At 69.3% G+C, this 16,884-nt stretch carries 14 protein-coding genes; 9 read left to right on the forward strand and 5 right to left on the reverse strand.

Annotated elements, in window-relative coordinates; translation table 11 throughout:
* Nucleotides 1-187: 187 nt before the first annotated feature.
* Both AMK58_RS11565 and AMK58_RS30370 read left to right on the forward strand, forming a co-directional pair.
* Nucleotides 188-757, forward strand: coding sequence for a hypothetical protein (locus tag AMK58_RS11565; RefSeq protein WP_014239485.1), 570 nt, complete (start codon nt 188-190; stop codon nt 755-757).
* A 157-nt stretch (nt 758-914) separates the two neighbouring features.
* Entirely contained in the window at nt 915-1,154 is a 240-nt protein-coding gene (locus AMK58_RS30370) for a hypothetical protein (protein WP_137165121.1), read from the forward strand.
* A gap of 111 nt (nt 1,155-1,265) precedes the next feature.
* On the opposite strand, the gene AMK58_RS11570 is transcribed toward AMK58_RS30370, so the two are convergent.
* Entirely contained in the window at nt 1,266-2,930 is a 1,665-nt protein-coding gene (locus AMK58_RS11570) for an NAD+ synthase (protein WP_059398909.1), read from the reverse strand.
* Between the two features lie 146 nt (nt 2,931-3,076).
* Between AMK58_RS11570 and AMK58_RS11575 the strand changes: the two genes are divergently transcribed.
* From AMK58_RS11575 to AMK58_RS11585, 3 genes are all read left to right on the forward strand, one after another.
* Complete coding sequence (locus AMK58_RS11575; protein ID WP_059398910.1) at nt 3,077-4,645, forward strand: FAD-dependent oxidoreductase; 1,569 nt, start codon at nt 3,077-3,079, stop codon at nt 4,643-4,645.
* Nucleotides 4,646-4,787: 142 nt separating this feature from the next.
* A complete protein-coding gene (locus AMK58_RS11580; protein ID WP_236778116.1) occupies nt 4,788-5,747 on the forward strand; it encodes a hypothetical protein in 960 nt (319 codons plus the stop codon).
* A 134-nt stretch (nt 5,748-5,881) separates the two neighbouring features.
* Nucleotides 5,882-6,316 (forward strand): nuclear transport factor 2 family protein, encoded by a 435-nt coding sequence (locus AMK58_RS11585; protein ID WP_035671524.1) that lies wholly within the window; start codon nt 5,882-5,884, stop codon nt 6,314-6,316.
* Between the two features lie 28 nt (nt 6,317-6,344).
* On the opposite strand, the gene AMK58_RS11590 is transcribed toward AMK58_RS11585, so the two are convergent.
* The 3 genes from AMK58_RS11590 to AMK58_RS11600 form a co-directional block, all read right to left on the reverse strand.
* The gene (locus AMK58_RS11590; protein ID WP_236778117.1) at nt 6,345-7,499 is read right to left on the reverse strand and encodes a serine hydrolase; all 1,155 of its coding nucleotides are present in this window, start codon (nt 7,497-7,499) and stop codon (nt 6,345-6,347) included.
* Nucleotides 7,500-7,663: 164 nt separating this feature from the next.
* Entirely contained in the window at nt 7,664-9,355 is a 1,692-nt protein-coding gene (locus tag AMK58_RS11595; protein WP_051140096.1) for a glycosyltransferase family 39 protein, read from the reverse strand.
* On the reverse strand, nt 9,352-10,494 hold the full coding sequence (locus tag AMK58_RS11600) for a glycosyltransferase family 2 protein (RefSeq protein ID WP_035671518.1): 1,143 nt from the start codon (nt 10,492-10,494) through the stop codon (nt 9,352-9,354). The genes AMK58_RS11595 and AMK58_RS11600 overlap by 4 nt, the downstream gene beginning before the upstream one ends.
* Before the next feature lie 402 nt (nt 10,495-10,896).
* Here AMK58_RS11600 and AMK58_RS11605 point away from each other — a divergent pair, with 402 nt between their 5' ends.
* The 4 genes from AMK58_RS11605 (at nt 10,897) to AMK58_RS11620 (ending at nt 15,820) form a co-directional block, all read left to right on the forward strand.
* Nucleotides 10,897-12,906 carry a HAMP domain-containing methyl-accepting chemotaxis protein gene (locus AMK58_RS11605; RefSeq protein WP_035671516.1) on the forward strand — a complete coding sequence of 670 codons (2,010 nt, stop codon included), beginning with the start codon at nt 10,897-10,899 and terminating at the stop codon, nt 12,904-12,906.
* A 120-nt stretch (nt 12,907-13,026) separates the two neighbouring features.
* A complete protein-coding gene (locus tag AMK58_RS11610) occupies nt 13,027-13,665 on the forward strand; it encodes an elongation factor P hydroxylase (protein ID WP_035671513.1) in 639 nt (212 codons plus the stop codon).
* Between the two features lie 51 nt (nt 13,666-13,716).
* Nucleotides 13,717-14,883 carry an ABC transporter substrate-binding protein gene (locus AMK58_RS11615; RefSeq protein ID WP_035671511.1) on the forward strand — a complete coding sequence of 389 codons (1,167 nt, stop codon included), beginning with the start codon at nt 13,717-13,719 and terminating at the stop codon, nt 14,881-14,883.
* A gap of 22 nt (nt 14,884-14,905) precedes the next feature.
* Nucleotides 14,906-15,820, forward strand: coding sequence for a branched-chain amino acid ABC transporter permease (locus AMK58_RS11620; RefSeq protein ID WP_059398911.1), 915 nt, complete (start codon nt 14,906-14,908; stop codon nt 15,818-15,820).
* Between the two features lie 203 nt (nt 15,821-16,023).
* On the opposite strand, the gene queC is transcribed toward AMK58_RS11620, so the two are convergent.
* Nucleotides 16,024-16,719, reverse strand: coding sequence for a 7-cyano-7-deazaguanine synthase QueC (gene queC, locus AMK58_RS11625; RefSeq protein WP_035671504.1), 696 nt, complete (start codon nt 16,717-16,719; stop codon nt 16,024-16,026).
* Nucleotides 16,720-16,884 lie beyond the last annotated feature (165 nt).

Raw genomic sequence — 16,884 nt, forward strand, 5'->3', positions numbered from 1 at the left:
CGCAGGCGGACGGTCCGCCTCCCACCGATCGGGCTGGCCCGCTAAGCCGTTGTCGCGCTTGCGCTTGGAGCAAGGTGCCGAAGCGAAATACCCCCTTCGGCACCGCTGCCGCGCAACAATTCGTTAACCATAAAAGCCCACCCTGTCCTTGCTTTCGGGCAGAATTTATTCAGGGACGAGGACGGCGATGACCTGCATTGTTGGCTTGGTGGACGGCGATCGTGTGTGGATGGGCGGTGACAGCGCGGGCGTGAACGGCCTCGACATCACCGTGCGCGCGGACACCAAGGTGTTCCGCAACGCCGACCTGCTGATCGGCTTCACCAGCAGCTTCCGCATGGGCCAGCTTCTGCATTACCGGCTGGAGCCGCCGCACCGCGACCCCGAGGCCGACGTCTTCCGCTACATGGTGGTCGATTTCGTGGACGCCGTGCGGGGCTGCCTGAAGGACGGCGGCTACGCTCACCGCTCCAACGACGTGGAGACCGGCGGCACCTTCATGGTCGGCTACGAGGGGCGCCTCTTCTCGATCCAGTCCGACTATCAGGTGGGCGAGGCGGTGCGCGGCTATCACGCCATCGGCTGCGGGTCCGACTACGCGCTGGGCTCGCTCGCCTCCACGGTCGGCCTGCCGGCGGAGGAGCGGGTGCTGAAGGCGCTGGAATGCGCCGAGCTGTTCAGCGGCGGCGTGCGCGCCCCCTTCACCATCCAGTCGATGGTCCGCCGCCCGCATCTGGCGCTGACCGAAGCGGCGTAAAGCCACAATAAAATTCAGGACTTCCCGCGCCGTTTTCGCCATCCGGCAAGACGGCGCGAAGTCGTGCCCGCACCGCGGCAAACTGTGTTATAGGGACGCCGCTCCGTCCCAAAGAGATGGAGAACAAAAAGACCATAAATACAGTGGGTGCTAGAGAATGGTTGACCAAACTGTTGGTGATGCGGATCGTTTGATTGGCGGAGAGTCTCGCGATGTCTCGGGCCTGGTGCATGGCCTGCCGGCTTTTTGCAATTCGCCTTACTTCGTGTTTCCGGCGCTGATCCTTCTGCTGATCATGCCCCTGTCGATCATTTTCCACCCGTCCTGGATCGTTCCGCTGGCCGAGCTGTATGCGGTCGGCATGATGGTGACGATCATCCGCCTGACGCGCGGGTGAACTGCGGGTCTTGCCCCACCCTTCCCACGGCTGACGCCGCGGGCCCCTTCCCTCCCCCGCTTCGCAGGGGAGGGTTAGGGAGGGGGCAATGCGCTTTACCCTCTCAACACCTCACGCAATGCCCCCGAACCCGTTGGTGATCGGATAGCGCCGCTCGCGGTTGAACAGCCGCGGCGTGATCTTCGGGCCGGGAGGCGCCTGGCGGCGCTTGTATTCGGCCAGATGCAGCATGCGCCAGACCTTGTCCACCACCTCCGGCGCGTGGCCGCGGGCGACGATCTCCGCCACGCCCAGATCCTTCTCCACCAGACAGCGCAGGATGTCGTCCAGCGCGTCGTAGGGCGGCAGCGTGTCCTGGTCGGTCTGGCCGGGCTTCAGCTCCGCGGTCGGGGCCTTGACCAGGACCCGTTCCGGCACGACGCGCCCCGCCGGGCCGAGCGCGCCCTCCGTCTGATGCGCGTTGCGCCAGCGCGCCAGCGCGTAGACCGTCGTCTTGTAGACGTCCTTCAGCACGGCGTAGCCGCCGCACATGTCGCCGTAGAGCGTGGCGTAGCCGACCGACATCTCCGACTTGTTGCCGGTGGACAGCACCATGGGGCCGAACTTGTTGGACAGCGCCATCAGCGTGACGCCGCGGGAGCGCGCCTGGATGTTCTCCTCCGTGGCGTCCGGGTCGCGCCCCGCGAAGGCCGGCAGGAGCATCCGCTCGAACGCCTCCATCGCCGGGACGATAGGAACGGTGTCCAGCTTGCAGCCCAGCAGCTCCGCCGATTCCGCGGCGTCGTCCAGGCTGTCCTGCGCGGTGTGGGGTGACGGCATCATCACACCGTGCACCCGGTCGGCGCCCAGCGCATCCACCGCGATGGCCGCCGACAGCGCCGAGTCGATGCCGCCCGACAGGCCCAGGATGACGCCGGGGAAACCGTTCTTGGTCACGTAGTCGCGCAAGGCCAGCACCAGCGCCGCGTAGATCGACTCCAGACCCTCCGGCGGGGCGACGCATTCCGTGTCGGCGCAGCTCCAGACATCGTCATCGCCGCGCTCCCAGCGGGTGATCAGCAGATGCTCGGTGAAGGCGGGGGCCTGCGCGACCAGCCGGCAATCGGCGCCCAGCGCGAAGCTGGCGCCGTCGAAGACCAGCTCGTCCTGCCCGCCCACCTGATTCACGTAGAGCAGCGGCAGGCCCGACTCGGTGACCCGCCGCACGGCGAGCTGCACGCGCTGGTCGTGCTTGCCCAGCTCGAACGGGCTGCCGTTGGGAACCACCAGGATCTCCGCCCCGCTTTCCGCCAGCGTCTCGATCACGTCGACGGACCACATGTCCTCGCAGATCGGAACGCCCAGCCGCACGCCGCGGACGTTGATCGGGCCGGGCAGCGGACCGGGGTCGAAAAGGCGCTTCTCGTCGAAGACGCCGTAGTTCGGCAGGTCCACCTTGAAGCGGATCGCCGCGACCGCGCCGCCGTCGAGCAGCAGGGCGGCGTTGTGGCGCTTGTCGCCGTCGCGCCAGGGCGCGCCGACCAGAAGGGCTGGGCCGCCGTCCGCCGTCTCGGCGGCGAGTTCACGCACCGCCCGCTCCACCACGTCCAGGAAGAAAGGCTTCAGCACCAGATCCTCCGGCGGGTAGCCGGTCACCGACAGCTCCGGACAGACCATCAGGTCGGCGCCGCGCGCGGCGGCCTCCGCCCGCGCGTCGCGGATGCGGTCGATGTTGGCGGCAATGGCGCCGACGGTCGGGTTGATCTGGGCCAGCGCGATGGAAAGGCGGTCGGTCATGGCGGCGTCGTCCGGTGAAGCGGCGGATCGGCGACACCGTAACAGCCGGAGGCCGGGGGCGGAAGCGGCGCACGGCCGCAGCGGAACCGCCCCACCACACGCTGTGTTGCCGGAAGGACAGGACGCCAATAGAAGGATGACCGGTCATGCAAAAGTCCGGGCAAGGTTCCGGGGCCACGACCTCCGTCTGGATGGACCGCGGCGGACCGGCGATGCCCACCGGGACCGTCGCTCCCACCGCCACGGGACTGGCTGCCCTGCGACCCGACGTGATCGTCGTCGGGGCGGGCATCGCCGGGGTCACCACGGCCTATCTGCTCCAGCGCTCCGGCAAGTCGGTGCTGCTGCTGGACGACGGACCGCCGGGCGGCGGCGAGACCGGGCGCACCACGGCGCATCTCTCCAACGTCATCGACGACCGCTTCACCGAGATCGAACGGCTGCACAGCGAGTCCGGCGCCCGCATGGCGGCGGACAGCCACGGCGCCGCCATCGACACCATCGAGCGGATCGCCCAGGAGGAGGGCATCGACTGCGGCTTCGCCCGCCTCGACGGTTATCTGATGCTGGCGCCGGGGCAGGACCCCGCCGGGCTGGACCGCGAGCGCGACGCCGCCCGCCGCGCCGGGCTGGACGATGTGGAGCGGCTGGACGCGCCGCCGATCCGGCATCCCGGCCCCTGCCTGCGCTTCCCCCGGCAGGCGCGCCTCCACGCGCTGGATTATCTGGCCGGGCTGACCCGCGCCTTCCTGGCGCGCGGCGGCGCTCTGTCCACCGGGGCGCATGTCTCCACGATCCGGCAGGACGGGGAGCGTGTGCGCGTCGAGGCCGGTCCGGACCACGCGCTGGTCGAGGCCGACGCGGTGGTCGTCGCCACCAACTCCCCGATCAGCGACCGCTTCGCCATCCATTCCAAGCAGGCGCCCTACCGCACCTACGCCATCTCCCTGCGGGTGCCGAAGGGCAGCGTGCCCGACGCCCTCTATTGGGACACGCTCGACACCTATCACTATGCGCGGCTCCAGCCGGAGGCCGACCACGACCGGCTGATCGTCGGCGGCGAGGACCACAAGACCGGCGAAGCCCGCGACATGGCCGAGCGCTGGGCCGCGCTTGAGTCCTGGACGCGCGCGCATTTTCCCCAGGCCGGGGCGGTCGAGCACCGCTGGTCCGGACAGGTGATGGAGCCCTTCGACGGGCTGGCCTTCATCGGGCCCGACCCGGCCTATGGCGGGCGGGTCTTCGTGGCAACCGGCGACAGCGGCATGGGCATGACCCACGGCACCATCGCCGGGCTGGTCCTGTGCGAGCTGATCCACGGCAGCGGCAGCCCGTGGGCCGCGCTGTACGATCCCGGCCGCAAGATGACCAGCAAGCTCGGCACCTATCTGCGGGAAAACCTGGACGTGGCCCGCCACTTCCTGCCCTACGTCCAGGGGCCGGAGCTGGAGGGCGAGGACCGCATCGAGCCCGGACAGGGCGCGGTCCTGAAATCGGGCGTCTGGCCCGTCGCCGTCTTCCGCGACGAGTCGGGGGCGCTGCACCGCCGCTCCGCCATCTGCCCCCATCTGAAATGCGTGGTGCGCTGGAATCCCGGCGAGCGGAGCTGGGACTGCCCCTGCCACGGCTCCCGCTTCGCGGTGGACGGGACGGTTCTGAACGGCCCGGCCACCCACCCCTTGGCGCCCGTGGAGGACTCCGCAAGCAAAAACTGATAAAATCCTTCGAAACCGAAGGGATTCGACCGGGCGTTGCAGGAGCTCTGCGACGAATTAACCTGTGGTAAAGGACTCCGGTTCGATCATACCCTTACGGCGAAACGATCACGCGCGGGAGGCGGCAATGTATTACTCGGAAATGTCCGGACCGACAGGAACGACCACCACGGTCCTGCAACAGGCGAACAACGCCAAGAAGGCAACCGAGAGCAAGGCCGCGGACGGCGCCAAGGCCGCCGCCACCACCGCCGATGCCGCGACTCCCGCGAAAAGCGCCAGCCCGGCCTACACGATCAGCCAGTCGATGGAGAATCTGCTCGACAACCTGTCGGGCAAGAAGCCTGCCGCGGCGGGTGCCGACGCCGGAGCGGCAGGCGACGCGGCCGCCGGCGGCAAGACCGGCTCCCAGGCGATGGCCGACCGGGCCAAGCAGGCCGAGCAGATCATGCAGAAGGCGCTGGAGCAGTCCAAGGGCCTCTCCGGCCTGTTCGAGAAGGCCATCGACAACATGGCCGGCGATCTCGGCAGCCTGCTCGGCGGGCTGGGCATGTCGGACGACGACGTGAAGGGCGCCGTCGGCGATTTCGGCAGCGCCATGAAGGACAAGCTGAAGTCCATGGATTTCAGCCAGATGGGCATGAGCATGCAGGAAGCCCGCTCGCAGTGGTCCATCGAGTCCCGCGGCATGGAACTGACCATCCAGGACGGCGACAAGTCGGTGCGCATCTCCTTCGCCAAGTCCACCCTGGACTTCACCCGCGAGGACCGCGGGCTGGCGGCCACGCTGAACGGGGACGGCTCGGGCAGCGCCATGTTCTCCGCCGCCACGACCAAGGTGTCCGGCAAGGCCACCGGCATGATCGTCCGCGCCAACGGCTTCAGCGACGACGAGATCAAGGGCGTCCTGGAGAAGCTGAACGGCATAGCCGCGAAGGGCGGGATGAAGGGCCTCGGCGCCCTGACCCCGACCAAGAGCGCCGATGGCGTGATGCACCTGAACCTCGACCTGTCGCAGCCTATCCCCGGCCTGACCGACGGCAGCGCCGCCAAGGGTGCCGCAGCGGCGGACACCGCCCAGAAGGTCGACATCACGGCGTGAGGACGGGCGGGCCGTTTTCCCGGAAGGGGCGTCCGCAAAAGGGGTGCGATCTGTGATAACGGGGGCCGGCGCTTGCCGTCGGGCCGGCTCCCTGTATAGAAGCGGCTTTCGCTGTTTCGGAGATTCGCTTCCCCATGACCGATCGCCCCACGACCGACCGCAACGCCGTTCTGGCCGCGAACCGGGCTTTCTACCAGGCCTTCACCGGGCGTGACTTTCCCGCCATGGACCGGCTGTGGGCCTCCCGCCTGCCCGTGTCCTGCATCCATCCCGGCTGGACCATCCTGTTCGGCCGGGAAGCGGTGGTGTCGAGCTGGCAGGACGTGCTCCGTTCCCCCCGCGGCCCGGCGGTGCAGGCGCGCAACGAACGCGTCAGCCTGTACGGTGAAACCGCGGTCGTCCTCTGCGAGGAGATCGTGGGAGACGCCGTTCTGGCCGCGACCAACCTGTTCGCGCGCGAGGACGGCGAGTGGCGGCTGGCCCACCACCAGGCCGGACCGGTCGCCGAACCCGCTTCGCAGATCCTGACGCCGCCCGACCGCCTGCCGCCCGGCGGCCTGCTGCACTGAGAGCGGCCCCTCTTTCCCCCTCGCGCGCTCAGCGGCGCTCCGCCGCCCTCTCCAACTGCCAGATCAGATCACCCACCACCCGGTCGGCGGTGATCCGCTCCGGGTCGCTGTTGGTCAGCGCCACCGCGGCCCAGCGGTGGGCGCGTGAGAAGGCGATGTAGGCGTTGAAGCCGCCGGTGGAACCGGAATGCCAGAGGATCGGCGTGCCGTCCGCCGCCCAGGCGACGAACCAGCCCAACGCCATCGCCCCCTGCCCCAGCGCTCCCGGATCGCGCAGCGCCCGCCCGTCCACCTGCACCGACTGGGCGAGCGCCAGCGTCGCGGCGGTCTCGCCGTCGCAGGCGGCCTTTCCCAGGCCGGTGCAGTCGCCCATGTTGGCGCGCAGCCAGCGCAGCAGGTCGTCGGCGGTGGAATAGAGGCCGAAGGAGGGCTGCATGGCCGGCGCCTCCCAATCGGGCACGACCTGCCCGCGGGCGTGGCCCACCGCCTTGCGGGCGCGCTGCCCGGCCGTGGGCGTCAGCGTGGTGTCGGTCATGCTGAAGCGGTCGGTGATCACCCGTTTCAGCAGCGTCTCGTAGGGAATGCCAGAGGCGGTGGACAGCGCCTCCCCCAGCACCGCCATGCCGACGTTGGAGTAGCGGAAGCGCGTGCCCGGCGGCACCGTCAGGCTGAAGCCGGACAGCCACGACCCCACCTCTTCCCGCGTCAGCGGCTTGTAGGGGTTGCGCGGGTCCTCCAGCCGGCTCCAGGAGAAGCGCGGAGTCTCCGGCACGTTGGGCAGCCCCGCCGTGTGGGTGGCGAGGTCGAGCAGGCGGATCGGCGTGCCGTCGAAGTCCGGGGCGTGGACCGGCTTGGGCAGATGGCGGGCCAGCGGGTCGGTCGGGGCGACGCGCCCGGCGCGGATCAGCTCCGCCAGGATGGTGCCGGTGAAGGGCTTGGTCAGGGAGGCGATCTGGAACAGGGTCCGCCCGTCCGGCGGTCCGCCGTCGGGCCGTCCGCTGTCGCCGCGCCCGACGACGAGGCTGCGCCCGTCGCGGATCACCCCGACGACGATGCTGCCCGCCCCCGCCTCCTCAAGACGGCGATCGGCCAACGCCGTCACCGCCTCCCGAAGACGGTCCGGGGGCACCGCGTCCGCCGGAGCCGGGGTGGTCGCCCAGACGGTGAGCGCAAGAAACGACACGACACCGAGCACCGGCCCCCGCATCCCCAGCCTCCGTCACCAGCGCGCGGAATGGACGCGCTAGGGAAGAGTGGGAAGCGGTCCCGCCCGCCGGTACGCCCGCGGACGGACATCACGCCAACGGAGCAGGTCGCGCCGGGCGGGTTAGACCGGTGAGAGTCCGTCTACTCGGTCGGGATTTCCGCCAGCGGCGGGCGGCGGTCCTTCACGATGGTCAGGGGAACGTCGTCGGCAGCGATCTCGATGATCGGCTGGCCGCCCAGCAGGCTGGGACACTGCTTGACCTGGGTGAAGGCCATGAAGAAGTCGGCCTTGCGCCAGTCCAGACCGGTGCCGTTGACCAGCTTCAGCCAGGGCGGCAGCTCGAAGCGTACGGCCAGCGTGTTGCCGCAGACCGACAGGGTGTACTGGCGCGGCGGCGCCTTGCCGCCGTTCTCGCGCTCCACCAGGGAGATCAACTCGGCCAGCGCCTCGTGCTGGGAGTTGCCCCAGTAATCCAGCTCGAACCGGCCCTCGGCGCCCTTCAGCCCGCCGGCGAACTGGTTGTAGTAGACGTACTGGTTCGGGTGCATGGCGCCGAGCTGCCACGCGTACAGCACGGCGACCGCGATGGCCGCCGCCCCGTACGCCTGCCCCGTACGCCGGCCCAGCGCCTCGGCCCCGCTCCACAGCCGGTCGAAGGCAATGCCGGCCAGCACCGCCATCGGCGGCGCCACGAACAGGAAGTGGCGGATGCCGTTGTAGACGGACGGACGCATCAGCATGAACAGGATCACCGGCAGGAAGGCCGCCAGCGCCAGCGGCACCCAGCGCACCGCGCCGAAGGCGCCGTCCACGCTCCGCCAGCCGCCGCGCACCACCCACAGGGCGGCCAGCACCACCGCGGCCAGGGTGCCCAGCAGCACCGCCTCCGGCAGCTTCACTCCCAGATAGACCGGCAGGTAGAGCGCCGGCGGGGCGGCGGAGCTGACCATCTGCCCCATGAACAGCGTCTGGATGTCGATGGGGAAGTGCGAGACGACGCGCAGCGCCTCCAGCGGGTTCAGCGGCTTCTGCACCGCCCAGGGCCAGAACAGCGCCATCACCGCGTAGGCCAGCGGAATGGCCGGCAGCAGGGGCGGCACGGAGCGCCGGACGACGCCGAACGCCGGCCGCAGCCCGCCCTGCCACGCCACCAGCACGACATAGAGCGCCAGCGCCACCGCGAGGTAGAAGCCGGCCAGCACCCCGCCCACCCGGATCGACAGGGTCAGGCCCAGCGCCAGCCCGAACTTCAGCACGGCGCTGCGCCGCGGGGCCGGCATCTGGCCGATGATGCGGGTGGCGAAATAGAGCGTCCACACCATACCCGCGGCGAAGGGCACGTCCTTGGTGTTGTTGAACATGGCGCCGTAATAGACGCCGGACAGCGCCAGCAGCGCCGCCGCCAGGAAGCCCGCCCGCGGCCCGGCCAGCAGCCGGGCGTAACGCCAGCAGCCCGCGATGCCCACCACCCCGACCAGCGCGCAGAGCAGGTGGCGCGTCTCATACTCCTCGAACGGTGAGATCGGGACCACCAGGGCGGTCACCAGATCGAACAGCCCGCCATACAGGTACAGGTCCTTGAAATGGAAGGCCGAGCGGTCGGTGAAGCCGGACAGGTAGAAGGACAGCAGCTTCTTGCCGTAGATGTGCTGCACCTCCTCGTCGGTGCTGATCCCGTAGTTCCGGAAGGTCAGCGCGGCGAGGATGATCAGGCACAGCAGAAGCGCGCGCGCCATGTCGTCCCACAGGGCGCCGGCGCGGCGTTGCGCCAGGGCGCCCGCCGGGGGCGTCGCCCCGAGGGGATTCAGGCCGAGCGGCGGCATCAGGCTCATGAAGGGCGGTCCTCGCTTCCCGGCCGGCGCCAAGCGCCCGGATTGTCCACCGGATTTGGTGTCGCAGCCGCGGAGTCATCCGCGAAGCCGTGCGCGGACCGGACGATGTAGAGGGGACGCCCCTTCACCTCGTTGAACACGCGGCCGAGATAGTCGCCGATGACCCCCAGCGTGACGAGTTGGATGCCGCCCATGAACAGCACCGCGGCCAGCAGCGATTCATAGCCGGGCACGTCGATGCCGTAGATCAGGGTGCGCAGCAGGCGCAGCAGGATGTAGACGAAGGCGAAGCCGGAGATCGCCATGCCCACCAAGCTCCACACCCGCAGCGGGAAGGTGGAGAAGGCGGTCAGCCCGTCGAAGGACAGGCTGAGCAGCTTCAGGAAGCCCCATTTGGTGTCGCCGCCGGCGCGCTCCCCCTGCTGGTAGGGGATGCTGGCCTGACGGAAGCCGACCCAGGCGAAGATGCCCTTCATGAAGCGCGTGCGCTCGGGCATGCGGTTGATGACGTCGACCACCCGCCGGTCCATCAGCCGGAAGTCGCCGACCTCGCGCGGCAGCTTGACCTCCGACAGGTTGTCGAAGATCCAGTAGAAGGCGCGGGCGAACGCCCGGTGCTTCAGGCTCTGCCCCACCCGCGCGTGGCGCACGGCGACGACCACGTCGTAGCCCTCGCGCCATTTGGCGAGGAACTGGGGCAGCAGCTCCGGCGGGTGCTGGAGGTCGGCGTCCATCGGCACCACGGCGTCGCCGGTGGTGTGGCGCAGCCCGGCCGACAGGGCCAGCTCCTTGCCGAAGTTGCGCGACAGGTCGACCACCTTGACCCGCGGGTCGGCGTCATGGACGTCCAGCAGGCGGTCGAGCGTATCGTCGCGGCTGCCGTCGTTGACGCAGACCACCTCCCAATCTGCGTCCAGCCGATCGAGCACGGGCACCAGCCGCTCGAACAGCGCCGCGATGTTGGGGCCTTCGTTGTAGAAGGGGATCACCACCGACAGGCGCCCCCGCTTCGTGCGGGCGGAGCGCGACGGCTTCGGGGCGGAAGCGGCGTCACCGGTGATGGGGGCGGGGTTGGGGGTGGGGCTGGCGGAAGCCGCCAGGGTGGGCGCGTCGGTCGTGGGCGCGTCGGTCAGGGACATGGCCGGCCGTTGGGTCAGATGATCACGAGCCGGGTCGGAGGGGTCCAGGCAGGCGTCCCCGGCGGGGCGCTTCGCCCTTTGGCATATAGCACGATACATGTGGATGAGCAAAACGCCTCTATTGTGACCATCCACGGCCTAAGCCGTGACCAGCACGCCGCTGGAACCGGCGCCGGAACGGTCCGTCGCTGGTGGGCTAACGCCACGGTCCCGACAAATATTCCAAGGCCCCGCGAAACCGCCAGAACCCGGAAGGATAAGGGCATCCCCAAGCGTGCGTGGAGGGACTCCATGCCCGTTTTCGGGGACCGGAAACCGGTTGGCACACTTAATGAATTGGTAAGCGGGTACTGCCATGTTTTGTACCTAAACCATTCAGCCTCATCCGGAGTTTTCCCGACCATGAGCCTGTTCAACCATCTTCGGGTCGGCACCAAGATCACGGCGGCGAACGCCGGGGTTCTTCTCTTCCTGGTCGCCATCGGCGGCATCGGGGTCTACGCCTTGACGGACGCGAAGGACGGCTTCGCGACCTACCAGACGCTGGCCCGGCAGACCACGGAGGTCGGGCGCATCCAGGCGACGATGCTGGAGGTCCAGCTCCAGGCCAAAACCTTCCTGCTGACCGGCAGCGAGGAGGCCGCCCACACGGTGGACTCGCTGGCCGCCGATCTCGACGGACGGATCGACGAGGCCAAGACCTTGTTCACCGAGCCGACGTTGAACCGCACGGTGACCCAGATGGACAATGAGCTGGGCCAATACCGCGAGGCCTTCGCCCGCATCATGGAGTTCCAGGCGACCCGCAACGAGGCGTCGGCGGAGCTTCTGGACCTCGGGGTCAAGATGGAAAAGGCGCTGAGCGGCGTCATGGACAGCGCCTACACCGACGGCGACACCGAGGCCGCCTATCAGGCGGGCATGGCGTCGCGGCACTTCCTGGCCGCCCGCAACACCGCCAACCGCTTCCTGACCGACGGCTCGGCGGAGAGCGCCGACATCTTCCGCAAGGAGCTGCAGAGCGCCTGCGAGCGCGGCAACGCGATGCTCGCCAAGCTGACCGAGCTGGAGCGCCGCCGCGGCGCCTCGTCCTTCCTGGCCTATCAGCGCGTCTTCGCCACCCAGTTCGAGAAGGTCGTCGTCGCCACCACAAAGCGGGACGAGCTGGTCGCGCAGGTGCTGGAGACGCTCGGCCCGACCGTCAACGCGCGGGTCGAGCAGTTGCGCGACGCCAGCGCCCGCCAGCAGGCGGCGCTCGGCACCGCCGCCACGGCGAACATCGACCGTGCCCGCACGACGACCACCGCCGCCGCCCTGGTCGCCGTGCTGCTCGGGCTGATCTCCGCCCTGCTGATCGGGCGCGGCCTGTCGCGGCCCATCGTCTCGATGACCGACACCATGACCCGGCTGGCCGGCGGCGACCGCCGGGTGGACGTGCCCGGCCTGGGCCGCGGCGACGAGATCGGCGGCATGGCCAAGGCCGTCGAGGTCTTCAAGCACAGCCTGATCGAGGCTGACCGCATGGCCGCGGAACAGGCCGTCGAGCATGAGACCCGCCGCGAGCGGTCGGAGCGCATCGACTCCCTGACCCGCGAATTCGACCGCATGGTGATGGAGGTGCTGTCCCGCGTCTCCTCCGCCGCGACGCAGCTCAACAGCACGGCCCAGGGCATGTCGGCCACCGCCGAGCAGACCACCCGGCAGGCCAGCGCCGTCGCCGCCGCCTCCACCCAGGCCACCGCCAACGTGGAAACCGTTGCCGCCGCCGCGGAGGAGCTGACCAGCTCGATCCAGGAGATCAGCCGGCAGGTCGCCCAGAGCAACAGCATCGCCGGGCAGGCGGTCAGCACCGCCGAGCGGACCGACGCCACCGTGCGCGGTCTGGTCGACGCCGCCCAGCGCATCGGCGAGGTGGTGCAGCTCATCAACGACATCGCCAGCCAGACCAACCTGCTCGCCCTGAACGCCACCATCGAGGCCGCCCGCGCGGGCGAGGCGGGCAAGGGCTTCGCCGTCGTGGCGTCGGAGGTCAAGAGCCTCGCCAACCAGACCGCCAAGGCGACGGAGGACATCTCCGGCCAGATCGCCGGCATCCAGCAGGTCAGCCGCGAGGCCGCCGGGGCGATCGCCGAGATCGGCCGCGTGATCGGCGAGATCAGCCACATCTCCACCACCATCGCCGCGGCGGTCGAGGAGCAGGGTGCCGCCACCCGGGAGATCAGCCGCAACGTCCAGCAGGCCGCCCGCGGCACGCAGGAGGTGTCGGGCAACATCGCCGGGGTGACCCAGGCGGCGGAAGCCACCGGCGACGCCTCCCGCCAGGTCCTCGACGCCGCCGACGGGCTGACCGGCGAGGCGGAGGGACTGCGCGGCTTCGTCTCCCGCTTCCTGACCGACATGCGGGCGGCCTGACACCGCTGTTCTTCACCCCTCCTCCATCCGATTGCGGTGGAGGAGGGGTTTTTCTTGCGCCGCCCCGGCCCTGTTGGGCAAATAGGGGCCATCGCGCACCCCGGACTGCCGTTCCCCATCATGATCCTGACCCCGATCCCGGCCGAGACGATGCCGGAGGCCCTGGCGACCTTCGAGCGCCTGCTGGCCGGCAAGCCCCTGCCCCTCGCCGCCTTCCGGCGCATCGCCGCGACATGGCCGGTGCCCGGCGGCGTCGACACGCCGGAGCAGCGCGCCGAAGCGGTGCGGCTGGCCCACGCCCACGGCATCGGCACGCTGGACGAGCCGCCGAACGCCTCCTTCATGTGGGACGGCGAGGTCATCCGCACCGACGTGGAATCGACGGTCATCGTGCATGAGGTCGCCCACTGGCTGGTCGCAGCGCCCGAGCGCCGTCCGCTCTATGACTTCGGCCTGGGGCCGGGGCCGGAGACGACGCTGCGCAAGGAGGCGCGCAGCCAGCAGAAGCTGACCTTCGAGGAATGCATGCACGAGGAGCAGCAGACCTCACTGCTCGGCGTGCTGTGGGAGGCCGAACTGGGCCAGCCGGCGATCCTCGCCTTCCTGGAGCAGAACTGGATGGAGCGCTGGGAGCGGGACAGCACCGCCGCCTTCTTCATCCGCCATGTCGAGGAACTCTTCACCCGCGGCCTGATCGACGCCGAAGGCCGCCCGTCCACGGCGCGCGCCTGGGCAGACGGACGGCTGCGGGCTGCCTGAAATTTGCACTGCCCATAAATCAATCATAAAACCCCTGGAGGCTGGACCGTCATGACCCGCAACCTGCTTACGCTGGCCTCCGCGCTGGCCCTGCTCGCCACCCCGGCGGCGGCGGACACGCTGAAGATCGGCATGATCACCACCCTGTCCGGCCCCGGCGCGGGCCTGGGCATCGACATCCGCGACGGCTTCGCGCTGGCGGTGGAGCATGCGGGCGGCAAGCTGGGCGGGCAGGACACCCAGGTCATCGAGGCGGACGACCAGCAGAAGCCCGACGTCGCCGTCGGCCTCGCCAACCGCATGGTCGAGCGCGACCGCGTGCAGATGGTGACCGGCGTGGTCTGGTCGAACCTCGCGCTGGCCATGCTGCCGACGCTGGCCGGCGGGCAGACCTTCTTCATCAGCCCGAACGCCGGCCCGTCGCAGCTGGCGGGCGCGCAGTGCAACCCGTACTTCTTCAACGCCGCCTACCAGAACGACCAGATCCACGAGGCCGTGGGCAAGCATGTCCAGGACGAGGGCTTCAAGAAGGTCTATCTGATGGCCCCCAACTACCCGGCGGGCAAGGACGGTCTGGCCGGCTTCAAGCGCTACTACAAGGGCGAGGTCGCGGGCGAGGTCTACACCCAGGTCGGGCAGCTCGACTACGCGGCGGAGCTGGCGCAGCTCAAGGCCGCGGCGCCGGACGCCGTCTACGTCTTCTACCCCGGCGGCATGGGCATCAACTTCATCAAGCAGTATGAGCAGGCCGGGCTGAAGGGTGCGGTGCCGCTGTTCGGCCCCGGCTTCTCCTTCGACCAGGACATCCTGGCGGCGGTCGGCGAGTCCGCGCTCGGCGTCAAGAACTCGGCGCAGTGGAGCCCCGACCTCGACAACGCCGCCAACAAGAAGTTCGTCGCCGACTTCAAGGCCAAGTACGGGCGCATCCCGTCCATGTACGCCGCCCAGGGCTACGACACGGCGCTGCTGATCGACACGGCGGTGAAGGCGGTCGGCGGCAACCTGAAGGACAAGGACACGCTGCGCGCCGCCCTGGCCTCCGCCAAGCTGCAGAGCCTGCGCGGCGAGGTGGCCTTCAACACCAACCACTACCCGATCCACAACATCTATCTGCGCGAGGTGGTGAAGGGTGCCGACGGTGCGGTGACCAACAAGACCGTCGCCACGGTCTTCACCAACCACGCCGACGCCTACGTCAAAGACTGCCCGATGAAGTGAGGCGCAGGCAGGACGCCGGAGAATGGACGCGCTCCTCCTTGTCGAACAGGGACTGAACGGGCTTCAGCTCGGTGTGATGCTGTTCCTGATGGCCGCCGGGCTGACGCTCGTCTTCGGCATCATGGACCTCATCAACCTCGCCCACGGCACCTTCTACATGGTCGGCGCCTACCTGACGGCGGCGCTGGTCCCGGTGCTCGACAGCTTCCCGCTGGCGCTGGCGGCGGCGGTTCTGCTGACGGCGCTGCTCGGGCTGGTCGTGGAGGCGGTGGCGCTGCGCACGCTCTACCGCCGCGACCACCTGGATCAGGTGCTGGCGACCTTCGGGCTGATCCTGTTCTTCAACGAACTGGTGAAAATCGTCTTCGGCCCGGTCCCCATCTTCCTGAACCCGCCGGCGGCGCTGGCCGGGACGGTGGACCTGTTCGGGCTGAAATACCCGGCCTTCCGGCTGGCCATCCTCGCCGTGGGCCTCGCCGTGGCGGTGTTCCTGTGGCTGCTGATCGCCCGCACGCGGGTCGGCATGCTGATCCGCGCCGGGGCTACCAACCGCGAGATGGTGATGGCGCTGGGGGTGGACGTCCGGCTTCTGTTCGGTTTGGTCTTCGCACTGGGCTGCGGGCTGGCCGGGCTGGCCGGCGCCATGGCCGGGCCGGTGCTGGCCGTTCAGGTCGGCATGGGCGAGCAAATCCTGATCCTGACCTTCGTGGTCATCGTGATCGGCGGCATCGGCTCGATCCGCGGGGCGCTGGCCGGCGCCCTGCTGGTCGGCATGGTGGACACGCTGGGCCGCGCCCTGCTGCCCGCGGCCTTCCGGCTGGTGATGGACGCCGCCAACGCCAGCGCCGCGGGGGCTGCGCTCGCCTCCATGGCGATCTACGTGCTGATGGCGGTGGTTCTGGCGATCAAACCCAAGGGTCTGTTCCCGGCGCACTGAGGTTCGGGTTTCTTGGGAGACAACAGGGTCTTCACGGATTTCGCGGATTCCGGCACGGATTTCACGGATTTCTTTTTGAGCGTGCTCGGCGCGTGCCAATCGGAACGGCCTGCACCTGGGACGGATAAAAGAAAATCCGTGAAATCCGTGCCCAAATCCGCGAAATCCGTGTGAATCCTGTTGCCCCCGAGAATCCGACCCCCTCACCGCGGTCCGTAGGCCACCGGATCGGCCAGTCCGGCCTCCGAGAAGCCCTTCAGCCGCAGCAGGCAGCTGTCGCAGGACCCGCAGGCCGCGCCGTCCGGCGCCGGATCGTAGCAGGAGTGGGTCAGGCCGTAATCCACCCCAAGCTCCAGCCCGCGGCGGATGATGCCCGCCTTGTCGAGCGTCATCAGCGGGGCGTGGATCTTGAACCGGCTGGTGCCCTCCACCCCCGCCTTGGTGGCAAGGTTCGCCATGGTCTCGAAGGCGGCGATGTATTCGGGGCGGCAGTCCGGATAGCCGGAGTAATCCAGCGCGTTCACGCCGATGAAGATGTCCGACGCCTGCAGCGTCTCCGCCCAGGCCAGCGCGAAGGACAGGAACACCGTGTTGCGCGCCGGCACGTAGGTGACCGGGATACCCGTCCCCAGATCCGCCGCGCTGGCGTGCTTGGGCACGTCGATGGCGTCGGTCAGGGCCGAGCCGCCGAAGGCCCGCAGGTCGATGTCGGCGATGACGTGGCGGTCCACCGCCATGGCCGCAGCGACGCGCTTGGCCGCCTCCAGTTCCACCGCGTGGCGCTGGCCGTAGCGGAAGCTGAGCGCGTTCAGCCGGTAGCCCTGCTCTCTGGCAATGGCCAGCACCGTCGTGGAATCCAGCCCGCCACTGACCAGCACCACCGCGTTCCTTGCGTCCATGTCCCTGCCCTTTCCCCATGCCCACCGGGCGGCCCGGCATAATCCCGTCCTGCCGGCGGGTCAACGGCCATGGCCGCTTGCAGCCCCCGCCCACGGCGATCAGCCGCCGGGGCCCCGCACCGCACCAAAAAACCCACAGCTGTTAACACTTCGGCAATTTCCCTG

The organism is Azospirillum brasilense (assembly GCF_001315015.1).
Taxonomy (GTDB): domain Bacteria; phylum Pseudomonadota; class Alphaproteobacteria; order Azospirillales; family Azospirillaceae; genus Azospirillum; species Azospirillum brasilense.